Origin of the sequence: Paraburkholderia sp. BL21I4N1, from assembly GCF_002973525.1 — a bacterium.
GTDB lineage: Bacteria > Pseudomonadota > Gammaproteobacteria > Burkholderiales > Burkholderiaceae > Paraburkholderia.
In genome coordinates, this window is record NZ_PVEN01000006.1 from 383553 (window position 1) to 398739 (window position 15187).

Annotated in this window: 13 protein-coding genes, 1 pseudogene and 1 riboswitch; of the genes and pseudogenes, 6 read left to right on the top strand and 8 right to left on the bottom strand. The window is 62.4% G+C overall.

Features of this window, described 5'->3' with window-relative positions; translation table 11 throughout:
• Positions 1 to 129 precede the first annotated feature (129 nt).
• Positions 130 to 768 carry an FMN-binding negative transcriptional regulator gene (locus tag B0G83_RS18590; protein WP_105508834.1) on the bottom strand — a complete coding sequence of 213 codons (639 nt, stop codon included), beginning with the start codon at positions 766 to 768 and terminating at the stop codon, positions 130 to 132.
• A gap of 112 nt (positions 769 to 880) precedes the next feature.
• Here B0G83_RS18590 and B0G83_RS18595 point away from each other — a divergent pair, with 112 nt between their 5' ends.
• Entirely contained in the window at positions 881 to 2425 is a 1545-nt protein-coding gene (locus B0G83_RS18595; RefSeq protein WP_105508835.1) for a PLP-dependent aminotransferase family protein, read from the top strand.
• A 20-nt stretch (positions 2426 to 2445) separates the two neighbouring features.
• On the opposite strand, the gene B0G83_RS18600 is transcribed toward B0G83_RS18595, so the two are convergent.
• Entirely contained in the window at positions 2446 to 3075 is a 630-nt protein-coding gene (locus tag B0G83_RS18600; RefSeq protein ID WP_105508836.1) for a TetR/AcrR family transcriptional regulator, read from the bottom strand.
• Positions 3076 to 3256: 181 nt separating this feature from the next.
• Between B0G83_RS18600 and B0G83_RS18605 the strand changes: the two genes are divergently transcribed.
• Positions 3257 to 3616: a hypothetical protein gene (locus B0G83_RS18605; protein WP_374954923.1), complete on the top strand. Its 360-nt coding sequence runs from the start codon at positions 3257 to 3259 to the stop codon at positions 3614 to 3616.
• Positions 3617 to 3677: 61 nt separating this feature from the next.
• A riboswitch (SAM-I-IV-variant riboswitch) is annotated at positions 3678 to 3787 on the top strand.
• Between the two features lie 44 nt (positions 3788 to 3831).
• Entirely contained in the window at positions 3832 to 4185 is a 354-nt protein-coding gene (locus tag B0G83_RS18610; protein ID WP_105508838.1) for a hypothetical protein, read from the top strand.
• A gap of 38 nt (positions 4186 to 4223) precedes the next feature.
• Here B0G83_RS18610 and B0G83_RS18615 read toward each other — a convergent pair whose 3' ends face one another.
• Positions 4224 to 5093, bottom strand: a complete 870-nt coding sequence (locus B0G83_RS18615) for a DUF817 domain-containing protein (protein WP_105508839.1) — start codon at positions 5091 to 5093, stop codon at positions 4224 to 4226.
• 274 nt (positions 5094 to 5367) lie between these two features.
• Here B0G83_RS18615 and B0G83_RS18620 point away from each other — a divergent pair, with 274 nt between their 5' ends.
• Entirely contained in the window at positions 5368 to 6750 is a 1383-nt protein-coding gene (locus B0G83_RS18620; protein ID WP_105508840.1) for a RimK family alpha-L-glutamate ligase, read from the top strand.
• Positions 6751 to 6816: 66 nt separating this feature from the next.
• Positions 6817 to 8010 (top strand): transglycosylase SLT domain-containing protein, encoded by a 1194-nt coding sequence (locus B0G83_RS18625; protein ID WP_105508841.1) that lies wholly within the window; start codon positions 6817 to 6819, stop codon positions 8008 to 8010.
• Between the two features lie 72 nt (positions 8011 to 8082).
• On the opposite strand, the gene B0G83_RS18630 is transcribed toward B0G83_RS18625, so the two are convergent.
• The 4 genes and pseudogenes from B0G83_RS18630 to B0G83_RS18645 all read right to left on the bottom strand — a co-directional run bounded on the left by B0G83_RS18630 (position 8083) and on the right by B0G83_RS18645 (position 12369).
• Positions 8083 to 9942 (bottom strand): M3 family metallopeptidase, encoded by a 1860-nt coding sequence (locus B0G83_RS18630; RefSeq protein WP_105508842.1) that lies wholly within the window; start codon positions 9940 to 9942, stop codon positions 8083 to 8085.
• Positions 9943 to 9987: 45 nt separating this feature from the next.
• Entirely contained in the window at positions 9988 to 10467 is a 480-nt protein-coding gene (locus B0G83_RS18635; RefSeq protein ID WP_105508843.1) for a hypothetical protein, read from the bottom strand.
• Between the two features lie 38 nt (positions 10468 to 10505).
• Positions 10506 to 10943: a GNAT family N-acetyltransferase gene (locus B0G83_RS18640; protein WP_105508844.1), complete on the bottom strand. Its 438-nt coding sequence runs from the start codon at positions 10941 to 10943 to the stop codon at positions 10506 to 10508.
• Between the two features lie 76 nt (positions 10944 to 11019).
• Positions 11020 to 12369 (bottom strand): annotated as a pseudogene (locus B0G83_RS18645) (carotenoid oxygenase family protein).
• Positions 12370 to 12620: 251 nt separating this feature from the next.
• Here B0G83_RS18645 and B0G83_RS18650 point away from each other — a divergent pair.
• The gene (locus B0G83_RS18650) at positions 12621 to 13382 is read left to right on the top strand and encodes an IclR family transcriptional regulator (protein ID WP_105508845.1); all 762 of its coding nucleotides are present in this window, start codon (positions 12621 to 12623) and stop codon (positions 13380 to 13382) included.
• A gap of 49 nt (positions 13383 to 13431) precedes the next feature.
• Here the strand turns inward: B0G83_RS18650 and B0G83_RS18655 are convergent, their stop codons facing one another.
• Complete coding sequence (locus B0G83_RS18655) at positions 13432 to 14991, bottom strand: methyl-accepting chemotaxis protein (RefSeq protein WP_105508950.1); 1560 nt, start codon at positions 14989 to 14991, stop codon at positions 13432 to 13434.
• Between the last annotated feature and the right edge of the window lie 196 nt (positions 14992 to 15187).

Here is a 15187-nt window from a genome sequence, read left to right on the forward strand (position 1 = left end):
TTACGCTGCGACGACGCCGACGCGCGAGACTCTTCTATACGCTCAATGCCCACTTCCCGCCTGCGTCGAAACCGAATCGACATCCGGCCCGAGGCCGCCCTGCAGGCGCCGCGCAAACCGTCCGCCCTCTTACTGCGCTTTTCTCGCGGCACACGCCAGCATGGCGTCGCCAATCACATGCTCGCCCCGTTCGCCAAGCGCCGCGCCGGCACCGTGGATATCCCGCGCGTCTTTATTCTGGCCCAGCTTGAGCTTGCCGACCAGTTGCGTAATCTCGATCTCGATGCCGACAATCGCCTTCAGCATCGCATCGATATAGTCGCTCGCGCTATCCGTCATTTTCCACGGACTCGGCTGCGACGCCTCATGAACGCGCGTCAGGCGCGCAACCAGGCCGCGCACGTAGCGCTCGTCGTCGTGGATCGTGATGCGGCCGTGCGCATGCACCACGCGGTAGTTCCATGTCGGCACCTGCTTGTGAAACTCGTGCTTGCTCGGATACCACGTTGGCGAAATATAGGCATCGCCCGCACGAAACACCACGAGCACTTCGTCGCCATTGCTTAACTCCTGCCAGATGGGATTGGCGCGAGCCACGTGTGCTTTGAGCACGCCGTGGGGTTTTTCGTCGGCGTTGAGTTCGAATGGCAGGTGATTCGCGTCCAGCCCGCTCCTGCCGTGCGAAAACAGCGTGCCAAACGGGTACGCCGCGATCAGTGCGTGCAGCACCTCGGCGCGCGGTTCGTTGAATTGAGGCGGGATGTACATAGAGGCTCCGTTCGGCGCGAAAGGTTTTGCGTCGTTCAGGAAATTTTCGCGGTAAGCTGGATTGATTGGTAGAGCCAGTTTCAAGCAATTTCCCTGAACCAGAAATCAAGCCATGGCCAGAAAGCCTAAAACCGTCGAGCTGCCGTCAATCGGCACGCTGGATCGAAGCGCCGGCCATCTCGGGCGCCAACTCGCGCAGGCACTGCGCCGTGCCGTCAATCGGGGCGACCTCAAGCCCGGCGAGCTGCTGCCGTCCACGCGCGCGCTCGCCACGTCGCTGCACGTCGCGCGCGGCACCGTGATCGAGGCGTTCGATCAGCTGATCGCGGAAGGTTTTCTGACCTCGCAGCCGAGAGCCGGCACGCGCGTGGCGCAAGCGCTGGCGCAGGCGCCGGCCACCCGTGCAGGCGAGCGCCTGTCTTGCGTCGAGCCCGCGCTGTTGACCGAGCGTGCCCGCCTGTTCACTCAAGTAGCGCGTCAATTTTCGGTCGTGCCGGCGGCGCCCTTCGCGGTTTCAGTGCCGGTCGGCCCGGCCGCGCCCGACGATATCTGGCGACGGCTCGGCAATCGCCTGCGGGCGCGCGGGGCCGGCGCGCCTGCGGGCTATGGCGATCCGCAGGGAGCACGCGAGCTTCGCGAGGCGATCGCCGATTACGTGCGGAAATCGCGCTCGGTCCGCTGCGAGGCCGACGAGGTGATTATCACGAGCGGCACGCAACAAGGCCTTTACCTGTCTTGCCAGGTGCTGCTGGATGCCGACGACTCGGCGTGGGTGGAAGACCCCGCGTACAGGGGGATCACCGCGATTCTCGAAAGCATCGGCCGTCCGGAGCGCATGATCCGCGTGCCTGTCGATGCCGAAGGGATGAACGTCGATGCCGGTATCGAACTGGACCCGCACGCGCGCGCGGCATTCGTCACGTCGTCGCACCAGTACCCGCTCGGCATGCCGATGAGTATGGCGAGACGCGGCGCGTTGCTGGCCTGGGCCCGCGCGAATCGCGCGTGGATCGTCGAGGACGACTACGACAGCGAGTTGCGTTACGCGGGACATCCGTTTCCGTCGCTCCAGGGTCTCGACCCGGATCGGGTGATTTATCTCGGCACGTTCAGCAAGATCCTGTTTCCGTCGTTGCGGCTGGGTTACGCCGTGGTGCCGAAGAACCTGGTCGAGGCGTTCTACGGCGCACGCGTGCTGATGGATCGCCACCCGCCGAATGCCGATCAGCACGTGCTCGCGGCCTTCATCGCGGAGGGGCATCTGGACCGGCATATCCGCCGCATTCGCGGTGTCTATGCGGACCGCCGCGCGCGCATCATCGAGACGATCGAACGTGTGTTGCCCCCCGACGTTGCATGGCTACAACCGTCCGATCAGGGCATGCATATGGTGCTGTGGCTGGGTGGCGGCGTCGACGACAAACGCGTCGCGTCGTTAGCCGCGGAGCACGGCGTTGCCGTGCGGGCGGTGTCGCCCATGTACGCGGGCGGCAACGGCCCCATGGGTTTGATTTTGGGCCTGGGTGGCTTCAGCGACGAACAGATCGAGATCGCCACCGGAGACCTCGCGCGATGTATTGCCACCGTAGCGCGCGACACATTCCGCGCCCCAACAACCCGGCCAACAAAAAACCGGCGCGGCGTAGTGCCTGATTGAAACCAGCAGCACGCCCCGCGCTATTCGACACGCCTGCCCGCCGCGGACGCGAGATACGTGCGCACGAGTTCGCGAATTTCAGCGAGGAGCATGGCCCGCATGGCCGGCTCTTCGTTGGCGGTAATCACCACGCTCTTGAGCAGCTGGAGCAGAACGACCGCCATCACTTTCGCCTTGCCCGCACTCAAAGCAGGTATCGCCTTGCTCAGGATATCCGCGATACCGCCTCGCATCGCCACGCGAAACCGCGTGCGTTCGTCGACGCTGCCGCCGCGCGCATCCACGAGAGACACCGCAAAGCTGCGTTGCGACTGAAGCACCAGCATGAAGTCGACGAACGCGTCGGCCACCCCATCCAGTGTCATGTCGGGAACCTGGCGTGCCATGTCGGCCAGTCCGTCCTGAACGTGGAGCGCGTACCGCAGCAGTAGCGCGTCGGCAAGCGATTCCTTGGAGGGAAAGAATCGATACAGTGAACCGATCGCGGTCCCTGAGCGCGCCGCGATCTCGGTCATCGTGGCGGCGTCATAACCTTTTTCGGTGAACACGGCGACCCCGGCTTCCAGGATCGCGGCGACGCGCAGACGCCCCCGTTCTCGTTTGGGTTCCGAAGCGCGCGCGGCGTCTGAGGCAGGCTTGGGCGAAATCATGGCGATGGACCGATATGCGAGGATTTGATAGGCATTCCTCGCATATTAGCACGATCAATTTTCACGAATCGTCGGTCAAGAACGCGGCGTATTCTTTCAATTCGCCTATCTCTCGGCCTGGTAGTTTGACATATGAGAGGATGTCCTCTACTATTTTTTGAGAGGATGTCCTCGCAAAATCGTGATCGACAGGTCAGCCCGATTCTTTCTCCCCTTTCGAGGTAATCACATGCAGCAGGTTTGGTCGTTTCTCGCCGGAGCGCTTCTGTGCAATTGCGTCCCCCATCTGGCGGCCGGATTACAAGGCTTTCCGTTTCCCACGCCGTTCGCCAAGCCCCATGGCGTCGGCGATTCTTCGCCTGTCGTCAATGTCGTCTGGGGCTTTGCCAATCTCGCTGTCGGCGTGCTGATCGCGGCTCGCCATACGAACATGGCGGAAATCGGCGTGGACGCACTCGCGGCTCTCGTGGGCGCGCTTGCCATCGGCGTCTTCATGGCGCTCCATTTCGGCAAGGTGCAACGCGACAAGCGAGTTCGCTGAGGTTTCGTCGGCGCACACGGCGTGGTCCCTTTCACAGTCGCCGGGCAATCTGCTAGACTCCCTCCTGCATCCAGAGTTAGTACCGAACGGTACAAACGCCAACCTGCCTCCCCGGGCAAGGTGGTTGCCTCAAGGCGATGCGGCCGATAGTCGGCAACGAAGCGGGAGCGGCATAGCTGGCACCGGTTCGAATTTAATCTTCATCCGGAGTCGCTATGAAACGGGATCTCTCCTCGTCAACCGCATTGAAATCTGAAGACAACTGGTCGCACTGTCTGCCCGGTTTCCGTCTGACCCACACGCTCCATCTCGTCTCCGACGTCAATCTCGACGTGGTCGCTCAGGCCGCCGCGCATCTCAAGAGCAAGCACGCGCCTGTCAATCACTGGGCGGTGGTCAAGCGCGGCAAAATCCTCGAACAAAAAATCACGCTCGACGACATCAGCGAGCAACAGGCCAGGGTATTGCGCGAGCACCTGCTGAGTCTCGCAGACGTGTTGCGCGTTCGCCTGGAACATCGATTCGTGCGATGCGACGCAGACGCTGAACCAGCGCCCGTCTCGTCATAAAAGAAATTGCGCCACGCCGTCCGGGCGTTCCGGTCCGCTTAATTCGACGGCCCGGGCGCGCGCGGGCGATTCACCAGCGTAACGAGCACGTAGCTCATGATCGTCAGCATGAACCACGCGCCCAGCTTGCCGATCGACACCATCGACCAGCCTTGCAGTTGGCTCGGGTACAGCCATGCATGGCTAAACGTGCCGATGTTCTCGGCGAGCCAGATAAACACGGCGATCAGGAAGAAGCCCAGCAACAAGGGCATCCGGTGATAAACGGAGCCGATGCGAAAGTAGACCTGGCAGCGGCGAAAGGCGAATGCCACGCCGAGCATCAACAGGTATCGGCAATCGAACCAGTAATGGTGCAGAAAGAAGTTCGCGTAGATCGCCGCCGACAAAGCCAGCGTCACCTTCAGCGGCGGATGCGCGGTGAAGCGCAGATCGAACTCGCGGCAAGCCCGTGTGATGTAGCTACCGACCGACGCATACATGAACCCGCTGAACAACGGCACGCCGCCAATGTGCAAATACGAAGCCTCCGGATAGACCCATGAGCCCACTGCGGTTTTGAACAGTTCCATGCCGGTGCCCGCAACGTGAAACAGCAAGATCACCTTGACCTCGTCCCACTCCTCCAGGCGCAGCCAGACCAGCAGAATCTGAATCGCCACGGCTGAAAGTGTCAACACATCGTATCGGGGGATCACCGCATCCGCCGGATACCAGAGATGCGTGCCGATCAGCAATGCGACCATGAGGCCGCCGAACAGGCATACCCACGCCTGCTTGATACCGAACACGAGGAACGTGTGCAGCGCCGACGGTGAGTGTCCAGGGCCACCGGGTACGCGCAGAAGTCGTGAGATGAGGGCCTCGAGACGAGGACTGCCTCGAAATGCGTGGGTGTCCAGTTGCATGGTTCGGATTTTTTTTGTTTAGTTCGAGCGCGTGTCGACGCGCATGACATGGATCGCCCCGTCGCGAGCGTGATCGCGGTGCGCTGCAGCAGTGTAGCCGGGTTGCGCGGCTCGGCTTTTCTCATTGCGCATACCGACCCAAGATTGAGCGCGGGAAACGCCGCGCCGTTTCGACGGTTCCCGCTACACTCACGCGATCGTCACCAAGTTGAAGTCCAGGCCAGGCACGGCGGATTCGGCGAACGCGCGATAACGCGTGAAAGGAACACACGGCATGCCCTCGGACCCGGATCACAACGCACATAACGCACGCAACGCCCCGCGCGCGACGCTCGAAAGCGCCCTCGCCGCCACGCCGCGCGACGCGGCCCTGCATCGCACGATGGCCGACGCGCTGCGTACCGACGGCGACGAACTCGGCGCGCTCGCGCATCTGATCGCGGCTCAAACGCTCGACGCCTACGCGGCCAATCAGCCGGACGCGACGACCGCGATGCTTTGCGACGTCGCGACGGGTTACATGATGAAAGGTGACGACGAACGCGCCGCGCATTGGTATCGGCTCGTGCTGGCGCTGGACCCGAACGTCGCGATCGCGTATCTGAACCTCGCCGCCATCCACACCAACTCTGGCGAACTCGCCGATGCGCACGCCTGCCGCGAGCGCGCGTACGCGTTGCAGCGCGTCTACGTCGAACGCGTGGGTTCGCCCGCGCTGAACGTGTTGATTCTTTGCGTGGGCAGCGGCATCGGCAATATCCCGTTCGACGCGCTGTTTCCGACCACCGTGTGTTGCCGGATCAAATACGCAATCGACCACGCGCGCGAAGAAGAAGACGCGCAGCTTCCACCGTACGACCTGGTTTTCAATGCAATCGGCGACGCCGACGTCGCGGCCCCGCTTGCCGCGCGGCTCGAACGCTTCGCGGCACACTGCGAGCGGCCGCTGCTCAATCCGCCGTCGAGCGTCGCCAGAACGTTTCGTCATCAGCTTGGCGCGTTGCTGGCCGGTCTCGACAATGTAGCCGTGGCACCCTGCGTGCGAAACGACACGCAGCCCGCATCGCGCGACGAACTCGAACAGCGCCTCGCCGAAAGCGCGCTGTCGTTTCCGCTGCTGGTCCGTCCGACCGCCACTCATGGCGGCGAGGGCATGTTGCGCTGCGACTCGCTCGCCGCGCTCGAAGCTCGACCCGACGCGCTGACAGGTCCGCACTATCTGACCGGCTTCACCGACTATCGGTCGACGGACAATCACTACCGCAAATACCGGGTGATTTTCGTCGACCGTCAGCCGTTTGCTTACCACCTCGCCATTTCGCCGGACTGGATGGTCCACTACTTCTCGGCCGACATGGAACGGCACGCATGGAAACTCGACGAAGAAAGACGTTTTCTCGACGACGCGCGCGCCGCGCTCGGCGACCGTGCATGGGACGCCGTCACGGCCATTGGCCAACGACTCGACCTCGATTACGGCGGCATCGATTTCACCTTGCTGCCCGATGGCCGCGTGTTCGTCTTCGAAGCGAATGCAACCATGCTCACGCATTACGAGCGCGGCAACGGGCCACTTGCGCATAAGAACGCGTATATCGAGCGTATTTTCAATGCGTTCGGTGCGCTGCGAGCCAACCGCGCTGGTCGCAAAAGGTAAGATGGCGCCTCCTGGCCAACGCCGCGATCGACTAAGAGCGGCCTGCAAAACCAATTCCCATTCATCATGCGGCTCCAGAAGCACAACCCGATCGTCCATGCGCGGCTCCAGTCCACGGCATGCTTCGCCGCACTATGCTTTATGCATGGCACAGCGCTAGCCGATTGCATCGACGACGCCGCGGCTTTTCAACACGTCAACGTGAGTTTGATGCGCGGAATCGCGCAGGTCGAATCGGGCATGCAGCCGAATCGCATCAATACCAACAGCAATGGCACGACCGATATCGGACTGATGCAAATCAACAGTTCCTGGCTGCCGGTGCTGGCGCGCGAGGGCATTAGCGAACAGAGCCTGTTCGATCCTTGCACCAATGCTTATGTCGGCGCGTGGATTCTGTCGGAGAACATTCGCCAGTTCGGGCCGAACTGGAACGCCGTCGGGGCCTACAACGCGGCGTCGCCCGATAAGCGCCTGAGCTATGCGCGCAAGGTCTATGATGCGGTTCAATCCATCTCCGCTTCGCCGGATTCATCCATGCCTATTCTCCCGCCTTCCTTTACGCCGCCGCAGACTTATAGCCCATTCACGAGCCTCGAAATCACGCCCGTGCAGAGCGGCCGCCCCCGCGCCGGCACGGTTGCCGGCGCGAATGGCCTAAGCGGCGCAACCGGCGCCAGTTCCACGATCGCGGCCTCGGCGGCGTACAACTTCGGCTGGACCGTCACCGGCGCGGATCAGGCAAAGCCCATGCAGGTTTTCGACGATGGTTCGAAGGTGTTCGTCCAGTTCGTCGACATGAAACACATTCCGGCCATTTTCGCGGAGACGCCGAACGGGCGCGTGCTGCTGCGCTGGGATCTGCAATTCCCGTATGCCGTGATCGCACGCCCGGAGCAGACGCTGATTTTCCAGAGCGGAACGTTCGAAGCGCGTGCTTCGCGCACGCCCGGCGCCGCGCAGTCGGCGGCTAGTGCGCCGAGCCGCGATGCGGTGCCGGCAGTTGCGTCGACAGCGGCGTCGAGCGCGATTGCCACGTCGACGAGCCGCGATCAGAAATCGGCCCGCGCAGCATCGACGGACGCGCTCTGGTACGTCAGCAGTCCGACGACGAGTAAGCCGCAGCCACAAGCGAGCACGGCGCAGGCGGTTCCGTTGCAAGCCGCGGCGGAGCCGCCGAGCGCGCCGCCTGCTGCGCCGGCGCCGAAGGCCAAGCCCGCTCCCTCGACTGACGCGCTTTGGTATATCAACGCCAAATGATCGCGCGCGGGTAGCGGGTGCTGGTGAGCGGGGCAACGCCCGCGTCGGGCCGAGTTCGACAGCCCCGCAAAACTAGGCCGCACTGCCCAACCGCGCAGCCCACGCTTCAAACTCCGCATACAGCGCGGACAGCGATTCGTCATTGCTCGCTATCCGCTGCGCGCCGTGGACGATCGAGATCGACGCGTCGAGATCGCCCCGTTGCAGGGACGGCGTGGCCTGCTCACTTCGCCTGAAAGCCTCCTGACTCTGCTGCCACGCGTCGGCGGCGGAACGATTACATTCCGCGGCGAGATAGCTCACGTTCAACGTCTCTCCCGTCAAGGCGAACAACGTCTGATCGAGCGTCGCGCTATTGCCGGGCGCCCAATAATGTTCAGCGAGCAGCGGCCCGACCGCCGGATTGTCGACGATATAGCCGAGCGACTGGATCAAATAGGCGCGCGTTTGCGCCGCGGCCATCCTGGCCAGCAGATAGCCGTGGTAATACACGGCGATGTCGTGATAAATCGGATGAGGGGTGGCCAGCACGTAGTTGGTGTGCCCCGCAATGCCGAGAATGCGCTTTGTCACCGACCGGGCAAGTTCGAGTATCGAGTCCGGCGTGCGCTGCGCGTCGTCCATGTTGTACAGCGCCCATTCGAAATACGTCGGAACCAGATCGCGCCGTTCGCTGTAGGCCAGAAAAGCCTGACGCGCTTCGACGCGTGCGCGAATCGCTTCTTCCGGCATCGGCTTGCCGGCGGCGTCCATGGCGTAGCGTCGCAGCCAGCAGGGATCGGCGGGCAATGCGTCGAAGAACTTGGCCTGCGCTTCGAGCAAAGCGGGCGAACTCGGGGCGAATTCCTGCGCAAAACAGGGCGAATTCCGCGTGACGTTGGCGTAATGCGCGGCATGGCCGGCCTCGTGAAACAGCACGTTGAGCCCCTGCAAACCGGCACCCGCCTGCTGCGGCCGCGCCGTCGACGTGAAGCGAACGTCGGCCGGCATCCAGCCGTGGGTGTCGTCGCGATAGCCCGGCGTGGGGGCAATGCAAAAGCCTGTGGGGAATTTGCCTTGCCGGTCCAGCAAATCTATCTCCAACCGGGCACCGCGATACGACACGCCCATGCGGCGAAACGATTCGGCCCAACGTTCCAATGCTTTTCCAAACGGGAAATAGGCTTCATGCCTCTGTGAATCGCCGCCCCGCATCAGGTACATCAGATTGCGCGGCAGCAATGCCTGCTCGCCGTGCTCCGACACCAGCCGATGCAACGATTGCTGATGCGCGTCGCGAGTACTCGATTCGAAGCCGTCGAAGATCTCGAATAACTGTTCGGGTGTCATGCCGCTATTCATTTGCAATCGATAGTCGAAGAAATTGCGGTAGCCAAGTTCTCGCGCCAATTCATTGCGCTTGCCGACAATATCGACAAAGCCATTCTCCACCACCCAGCGTTCGAGCCCGTGCAGCGCTTCGTGCGAGCTTTGACGCGAGGAAGCGTCCGGGTTAGATGCCAGATTGCTTCTGAGCGCTGCGGGCGAAGCATTCTCACGACGGCCTTCGGCGCCGATGTGATTCATCGTGTACGCCTGACGTCGCGCGTACAGGTCGACGTCCCGTTCGGTCAACTCGGACAGCAACGCAGCGGCGCGATCGGTGCCGATCGCATTGGCCTCGAATACGGCGACCCAGCCGCGCAATCCACTGACGAGCGCATCGCGCTCGGGCGAGGCTGCGGCGGCATCCAGCACCGACAGATACTCGCGACACCGAGCGAGACGCGCCGCGTCGGCAGCGTACATCTTGCGACGCAGCGAGGCCGCGCCCAGTGCCTCGTGCTCGTTGCTTTGACCGGTGTGAGTCGCCCAGTAGAGCTCGCCTTCCGTGCGCAGCAGTTGCAGATAGTGTTGATTGAGTTCGTCAAAGAACGCGCGAGCGTTTTGCATGTGAGGGGGTGGGGTTAAAACGTCTGAAAGAGGAGACGACACGTTTTATTTCGTGGCCCAGCGAACGAGCCGCGCATGGCGATGGCGGAATAGAAACTTGAGCACGCCGAGCATGCCGCGCCGCCACAGGGGTATCGTTGCGCCGGGCCAACGCAATTCGAAGGTCAGCCGGTCATGCACCTCGCACCCTTCGTTTGCGTCGCGAACAGTCCGCTCGTGCACCCACGAGCGGATGCCCAGCATGCGCGACGTTTCCTTGAACCGGTAATCCGGTCCTACGTCCACTTCGGCTAGCGTCAGATCGTCGAAATCCACCGGGAGCCAACCGAATGCGAGCAGCCAGCTTCGGCCAAGGTACTGGCCACGCGGTACCTGATCGATCGTCTTGCCGCGCAAGCCCGACGGCGTGGTCATGCGCAACCAGGGGAACAATTCGTCGTTGATGCCTTCCGGTGTCGTCACGCGACGCCACACGTCGAGTGCGCTGAGTGGCAGCGTCGACTTCTGTTCGAACGTCAATTTCATTTTTTGGGCAATGGCGTTGGACGAGTTCAAGCCGGCAGTTACCGCGCAATGACCTTTCTCATCGACGGTGCACGATGCAGCGCAAAATTCTGCCGCTCATAGAAGGGAACCGCGTCAGGATGCGCGTCGAGAAACACCGCCGTCATGTCGCGTGCCCGTGCATCGGCTTCGGCATAATCCATCAGCGCGCGGCCAGCGCCGCTGCCTCGTACATCGGCATCGACAACGAGATCGTCGATATGCAGATGCGCACCGCGTGCGAGCGTATGAACCGGCCGCATACCCATGACGCCGACCAGCGTGTCACCTTCAAATGCGCCAACGAGTTCATAGCCGGTATGCGTCTGACGGCGTACCCGTTGCAGGAACTCCGCTTCATCCAGCGAGCGCAACTGCACGATGACGGGAAACGCTTGCGGCCATTCAGTCGGGGTAAGGCGTCGGACATTGAGGCGGGTGCGGCCACTTGCGGTCATAGCGCTTCAATCCATTCCGTTTGAAGAATCCCTATTCTTGCATAAGGTGTCCAGTCCGGAACACGCGGCAAGTTCGTCAGCGACGATTGGCGGTTGTTTCAGGCAACCACGCGCCATGAAACCCCGCGGGAATTCGCCTGGGCAAGCGCACGCTCGCGAGCGGATCGCCCTCTATCTGGCGGCCGTCGAGAATCACCACGTCGGTCGTATCGCTCGCCTGCCGATAGGCACACACGAGCAGCCAACCGTCGTCTTCACGCGTCGCGCCGGGACGCGGCACGAATACGGGTTCGCTGTTCTGATCTCCTTCCGGCACCCTGTAGCGTTACTGCGTGCCGCGTTCCAGGTCATAACGCACGACGCCACGCATTTCCGTATTAGTCGGTTGCTCGACCGCGTATAGAAACCGATAAGGCTGACCGGTCCGCGTTTCGTTGATACGAGGCAGTTCGATACCGGTATCGTCGAGCGGGGTTTCATCGACCGTACCGCGATCGAGATCGATCACGTAACGCCACAGCACGCCGAGCGGGTTGTCGAGAAAACCCGCACCGCCAGGCGACACGCCCAAGTATTCCGGATAGCGGACGACATCCAGCACGACGGTCGTTGCGTTCACATCGTAGGCATTCACCACGTGCTGGATCAGACACGGCTTGACTTCGAACCAGCGCATCGCGCCGCCATGACGCGGCATCACACCGATCCGCGCCTGACGATCGTCGTGCCAGCGCAAAGGCATCCGGTAGCCGCGCGACAGCATCGAAAAGTCATACGCGACGTTCAGGTCGAACAGGATGCTGCGCGTCGCCGTGATCGCCATGTCGTGCATCATCGAAGGCGACCGGGACGGCAGTTCGATTTCCATATCGACTGTCGTGTTGCCGTGCGCATCGGTCACGCCGTAACGCAACCACGGCTTGTCCCAACCGGCGCGAAACGTCATCAGTTCGCCCGTCAGGGGATCGATCTTGGGATGCGCGGTCACACCTTGCATCAGCCCCGCATGATTGCGAGCCGCGCCGAGCGTCTTGAGTTCGGCCGTAATGGCAAGCGGCGCGCCGCCTTCCGCGAGCGCCAGTATTTCACCCGCATGAACGAGCACGTTGACGTTCGGATTCGTATCGAGCACGGACGACGTAGCCGCGAAATCCTGTGCCTGTGCCCAACGCTTTGTGCGCGCCCAGCGATTGCAATAGCGCACGGCACGCCCCTGCTGAAATGAAACGGCGTGCAGCATCGCGGCTTCCGGCCACCAGGACAACACGTCGTTCCCTGCAAAGCGGCCGCTCAACGGATTGGGGCCGTTGCGCACCAGCACGCCGTTGAGTTCCGGCGGCAGCGTGCCTGTCACGGGCAAGTCGATCAGATCGACTTCATCGACAACCGGCGCCATGGCGCCGGCGTTCAGATCGAGCGTGGTCATGCGCGACCTCCACCAGCGCGTGAATGCAACGCCGTCAACAACGCGAGGCAGACGCGCCCTTTGGACAAACCGTGAAAATTGAAACGAGCCTTTGTCGCCACATTGATCTCCAAACGGACAATGCCGCATTTATACCCGGGTAAATATAGAGAGTTAATAACACCCGGGTAAAATAATGACAGCAGCGGCTCGTCTTGACGCCGCCCGCCACGCCTTCTAGCATGGTCCGCTCTACAGAACGTTCTTCTCCCATGCAAAACGAAGATTCAGACAAAGGTGGCGGCGTCGCGGCGCTCGATCGCGCGTTCGCGATACTCGGCGCGTTCGAGTCGGGCGAGAAAGGCGTATCGCTCGCGGACCTGGCGCGCCGCACCGGCTACTACAAGAGCACGTTGCTGCGCCTGCTCGGCGCGCTCGATCACGGCGGCTTCGTGCGCAAGCTGGAAGACGGGCGCTATTCGATCGGCCCCGAACCGCTACGACTCGCGCAGATCTACCAGGAGTCGTTTCATGTGCGCCATGTCGTCGAGCCGCTGCTTCAGCAACTCGCCATCGATTCGGGTGAAACGTCGTCGTTTTATGTGCGCCAGGGCAGCCACCGGATCGTGCTGCATCGTGTCGAGCCGGCGCGTGCGGTACGGGTATCGATTCGCGAGGGCGAGCGCTTTCCGATCGATCGCGGCGCGTCGGGCAAAGTGCTGCTCGCGTTTTCCAAGCCCTATAAAAAGGGTTTCGACGACGTGCGCGATCGAATGTGGGCGGTGTCGTACGGCGAGCGCGATCCGGACACCGCGTCGGTATCGGTGCCGGTGCTCGGCCTGGGAGGGGAACTGGTCGGCGCGCTGACCGTGTCGGGACCGCGGGAACGGATCGGCGCCGTGGAGTCGATGCGTGCCGCGTGCAAGCTACTGCTGAGCGCTTCGGCTCGGGCGGGCGCGGCGCTCGGCGGCGATTCGTCGATGTTTGCCCATGGCCTCAAGCTCGCGGATCAAAACGATTTCGCGGCGCCGTAGTTAGCGACGGCTGCCGGCAAGCCATGGTCGGCAACCATCGGCTTGCGATTCACGCCGCCGCGCCTTGCAGGCGGAACACGTTGACCACATCGCGCAGCATCTGCGCCTGCTCCTGCATCGACTGCGCGGCGGCGGCCGCCTGTTCGACCATCGCGGCATTCTGCTGGGTCGTCTCGTCCATCTGCGCAATCGCCACATTCACCTGCTCGATGCCGCGGCTCTGCTCTTCCGACGCCGCCGAAATCTCGCTGATGATATCGGTCACGCGCTTCACCGCATCCACCAGCGAATGCATCGTGCCGCCTGCTTTCTCGACGAGCGCCTTGCCGTCGTTGACACGCTCCACCGAGTCCTCGATCAGGGTCTTGATCTCTTTCGCCGCGTCGGAGCTGCGGCGCGCAAGATTGCGCACTTCGCCCGCGACCACCGCGAAACCGCGCCCTTCCTCGCCTGCACGCGCTGCCTCGACGGCGGCATTCAACGCCAGAATATTGGTCTGAAACGCGATACTTTCGATCACCGCGATGATGTCGACCACGCGCGCCGAACTCGTCGCGATGTTCTGCATGTTCGCGACGACCTCCTGCACCACATGACCGCCGTCGCCGGCCAGCTTCGACGCGTTGCGCGCCATCTGGTTGGCCTGCACGGCATTGTCGGCGTTCTGCTTCACGGTCGCGGTGAGTTGCTCCATGCTCGCCGCGGTTTCGCCGAGCGACGAAGCCTGCTGTTCCGTACGCGCCGACAGGTCGAGATTGCCCGCCGCGATTTCCTCGGCCGCGACCGTAATCGTTTCGGTACCGCCGCGAATCCGCCGGATCGTATCGGCAAGACGGTGTTGCATGCGTTGCATCGCGAACAGCATGCTCTGCTGATCTTCCTTGCCAATCGACACCGTGCGCGACAGATCGCCGTCGGCGATGGTTTCCGCCACCTGTGCCGCGTAGGCCGGTTCACCGCCAAGACTGCGCTTCACATTGCGAATGATGAGCACGAGCGCGACCGTGCTGAAGCTGCCCGTCACCAGAATGGTGAGCAGATAACCCAGCAACGCGTTGCGGAATGCCGTGTTGATGTCGTCCACGTAGACGCCGGAAATCAGATACCAGTCCCACGGCTCGAAGCGTTTGACGAAGCTGATCTTCGGCACATGCTCGGTTTTGCCCGGCAGTCGCGCCATGTAGTCGACGAAACCTTGCCCCTGAGCCTGAGCGACTTTGACCATGTCGACGAACAACAGCTTGCCGTCGGTATCGGTGTAATGGGTAACGTCTTTGTTGCGCAGATCCGCAAGCGTGGGGTGCATGATGACGACTGGCGTCGCCGTCGTAATGATCATGTAGCCATTGCCCGGGTAGCGCATCACCGACAGGCGCGCCATGGCCTGCTGTTTCGCCTGCTCCAGCGTGAGTTGATGCTGATCGACGAGCCGCGCGTAATCGGCGACGATGCCGTACGCGGATTCGACGACGTTCTGCACCGCCGCCTTGCGATCCGACAGCATGGTCGCGCGCGATTGCCACGCCGCCCAGCCGCCCAGAAGCAGCAGGCCGAGCCACGTAATCAACAGGGCCAACCACAATTTCGTATTCAAGCTCAGTCGATTCACGCCGTTTTCTCCGTCACCCGCCGGCGCGAAGTCATTGCCCGCGCCAGGCACAAGCCCGCTGGCGTCGCGCGGAATGCGCCGACCGGCAGAGGGTTGTCGCTGTATAACGGCATCACCGCGCATAACCTGAATCAGGAAATCCCTGAAAAATGCGGCTTGTTTTGTGGTATCGCTCGCTATCGGCGGCCTTTCGGAG

Excerpts from the sequence above, each read along its gene's own strand:
- B0G83_RS18590 (WP_105508834.1), bottom strand. The coding sequence starts at position 768 with ATGTACATCCCGCCTCAATTCAACGAACCGCGCGCCGAGGTGCTGCAC.
- B0G83_RS18595 (WP_105508835.1), top strand. The coding sequence starts at position 881 with ATGGCCAGAAAGCCTAAAACCGTCGAGCTGCCGTCAATCGGCACGCTG.
- B0G83_RS18600 (WP_105508836.1), bottom strand. The coding sequence starts at position 3,075 with ATGATTTCGCCCAAGCCTGCCTCAGACGCCGCGCGCGCTTCGGAACCC.
- B0G83_RS18610 (WP_105508838.1), top strand. The coding sequence starts at position 3,832 with ATGAAACGGGATCTCTCCTCGTCAACCGCATTGAAATCTGAAGACAAC.
- B0G83_RS18615 (WP_105508839.1), bottom strand. The coding sequence starts at position 5,093 with ATGCAACTGGACACCCACGCATTTCGAGGCAGTCCTCGTCTCGAGGCC.
- B0G83_RS18620 (WP_105508840.1), top strand. The coding sequence starts at position 5,368 with ATGCCCTCGGACCCGGATCACAACGCACATAACGCACGCAACGCCCCG.
- B0G83_RS18625 (WP_105508841.1), top strand. The coding sequence starts at position 6,817 with ATGCGGCTCCAGAAGCACAACCCGATCGTCCATGCGCGGCTCCAGTCC.
- B0G83_RS18630 (WP_105508842.1), bottom strand. The coding sequence starts at position 9,942 with ATGCAAAACGCTCGCGCGTTCTTTGACGAACTCAATCAACACTATCTG.
- B0G83_RS18635 (WP_105508843.1), bottom strand. The coding sequence starts at position 10,467 with ATGAAATTGACGTTCGAACAGAAGTCGACGCTGCCACTCAGCGCACTC.
- B0G83_RS18640 (WP_105508844.1), bottom strand. The coding sequence starts at position 10,943 with ATGACCGCAAGTGGCCGCACCCGCCTCAATGTCCGACGCCTTACCCCG.
- B0G83_RS18650 (WP_105508845.1), top strand. The coding sequence starts at position 12,621 with ATGCAAAACGAAGATTCAGACAAAGGTGGCGGCGTCGCGGCGCTCGAT.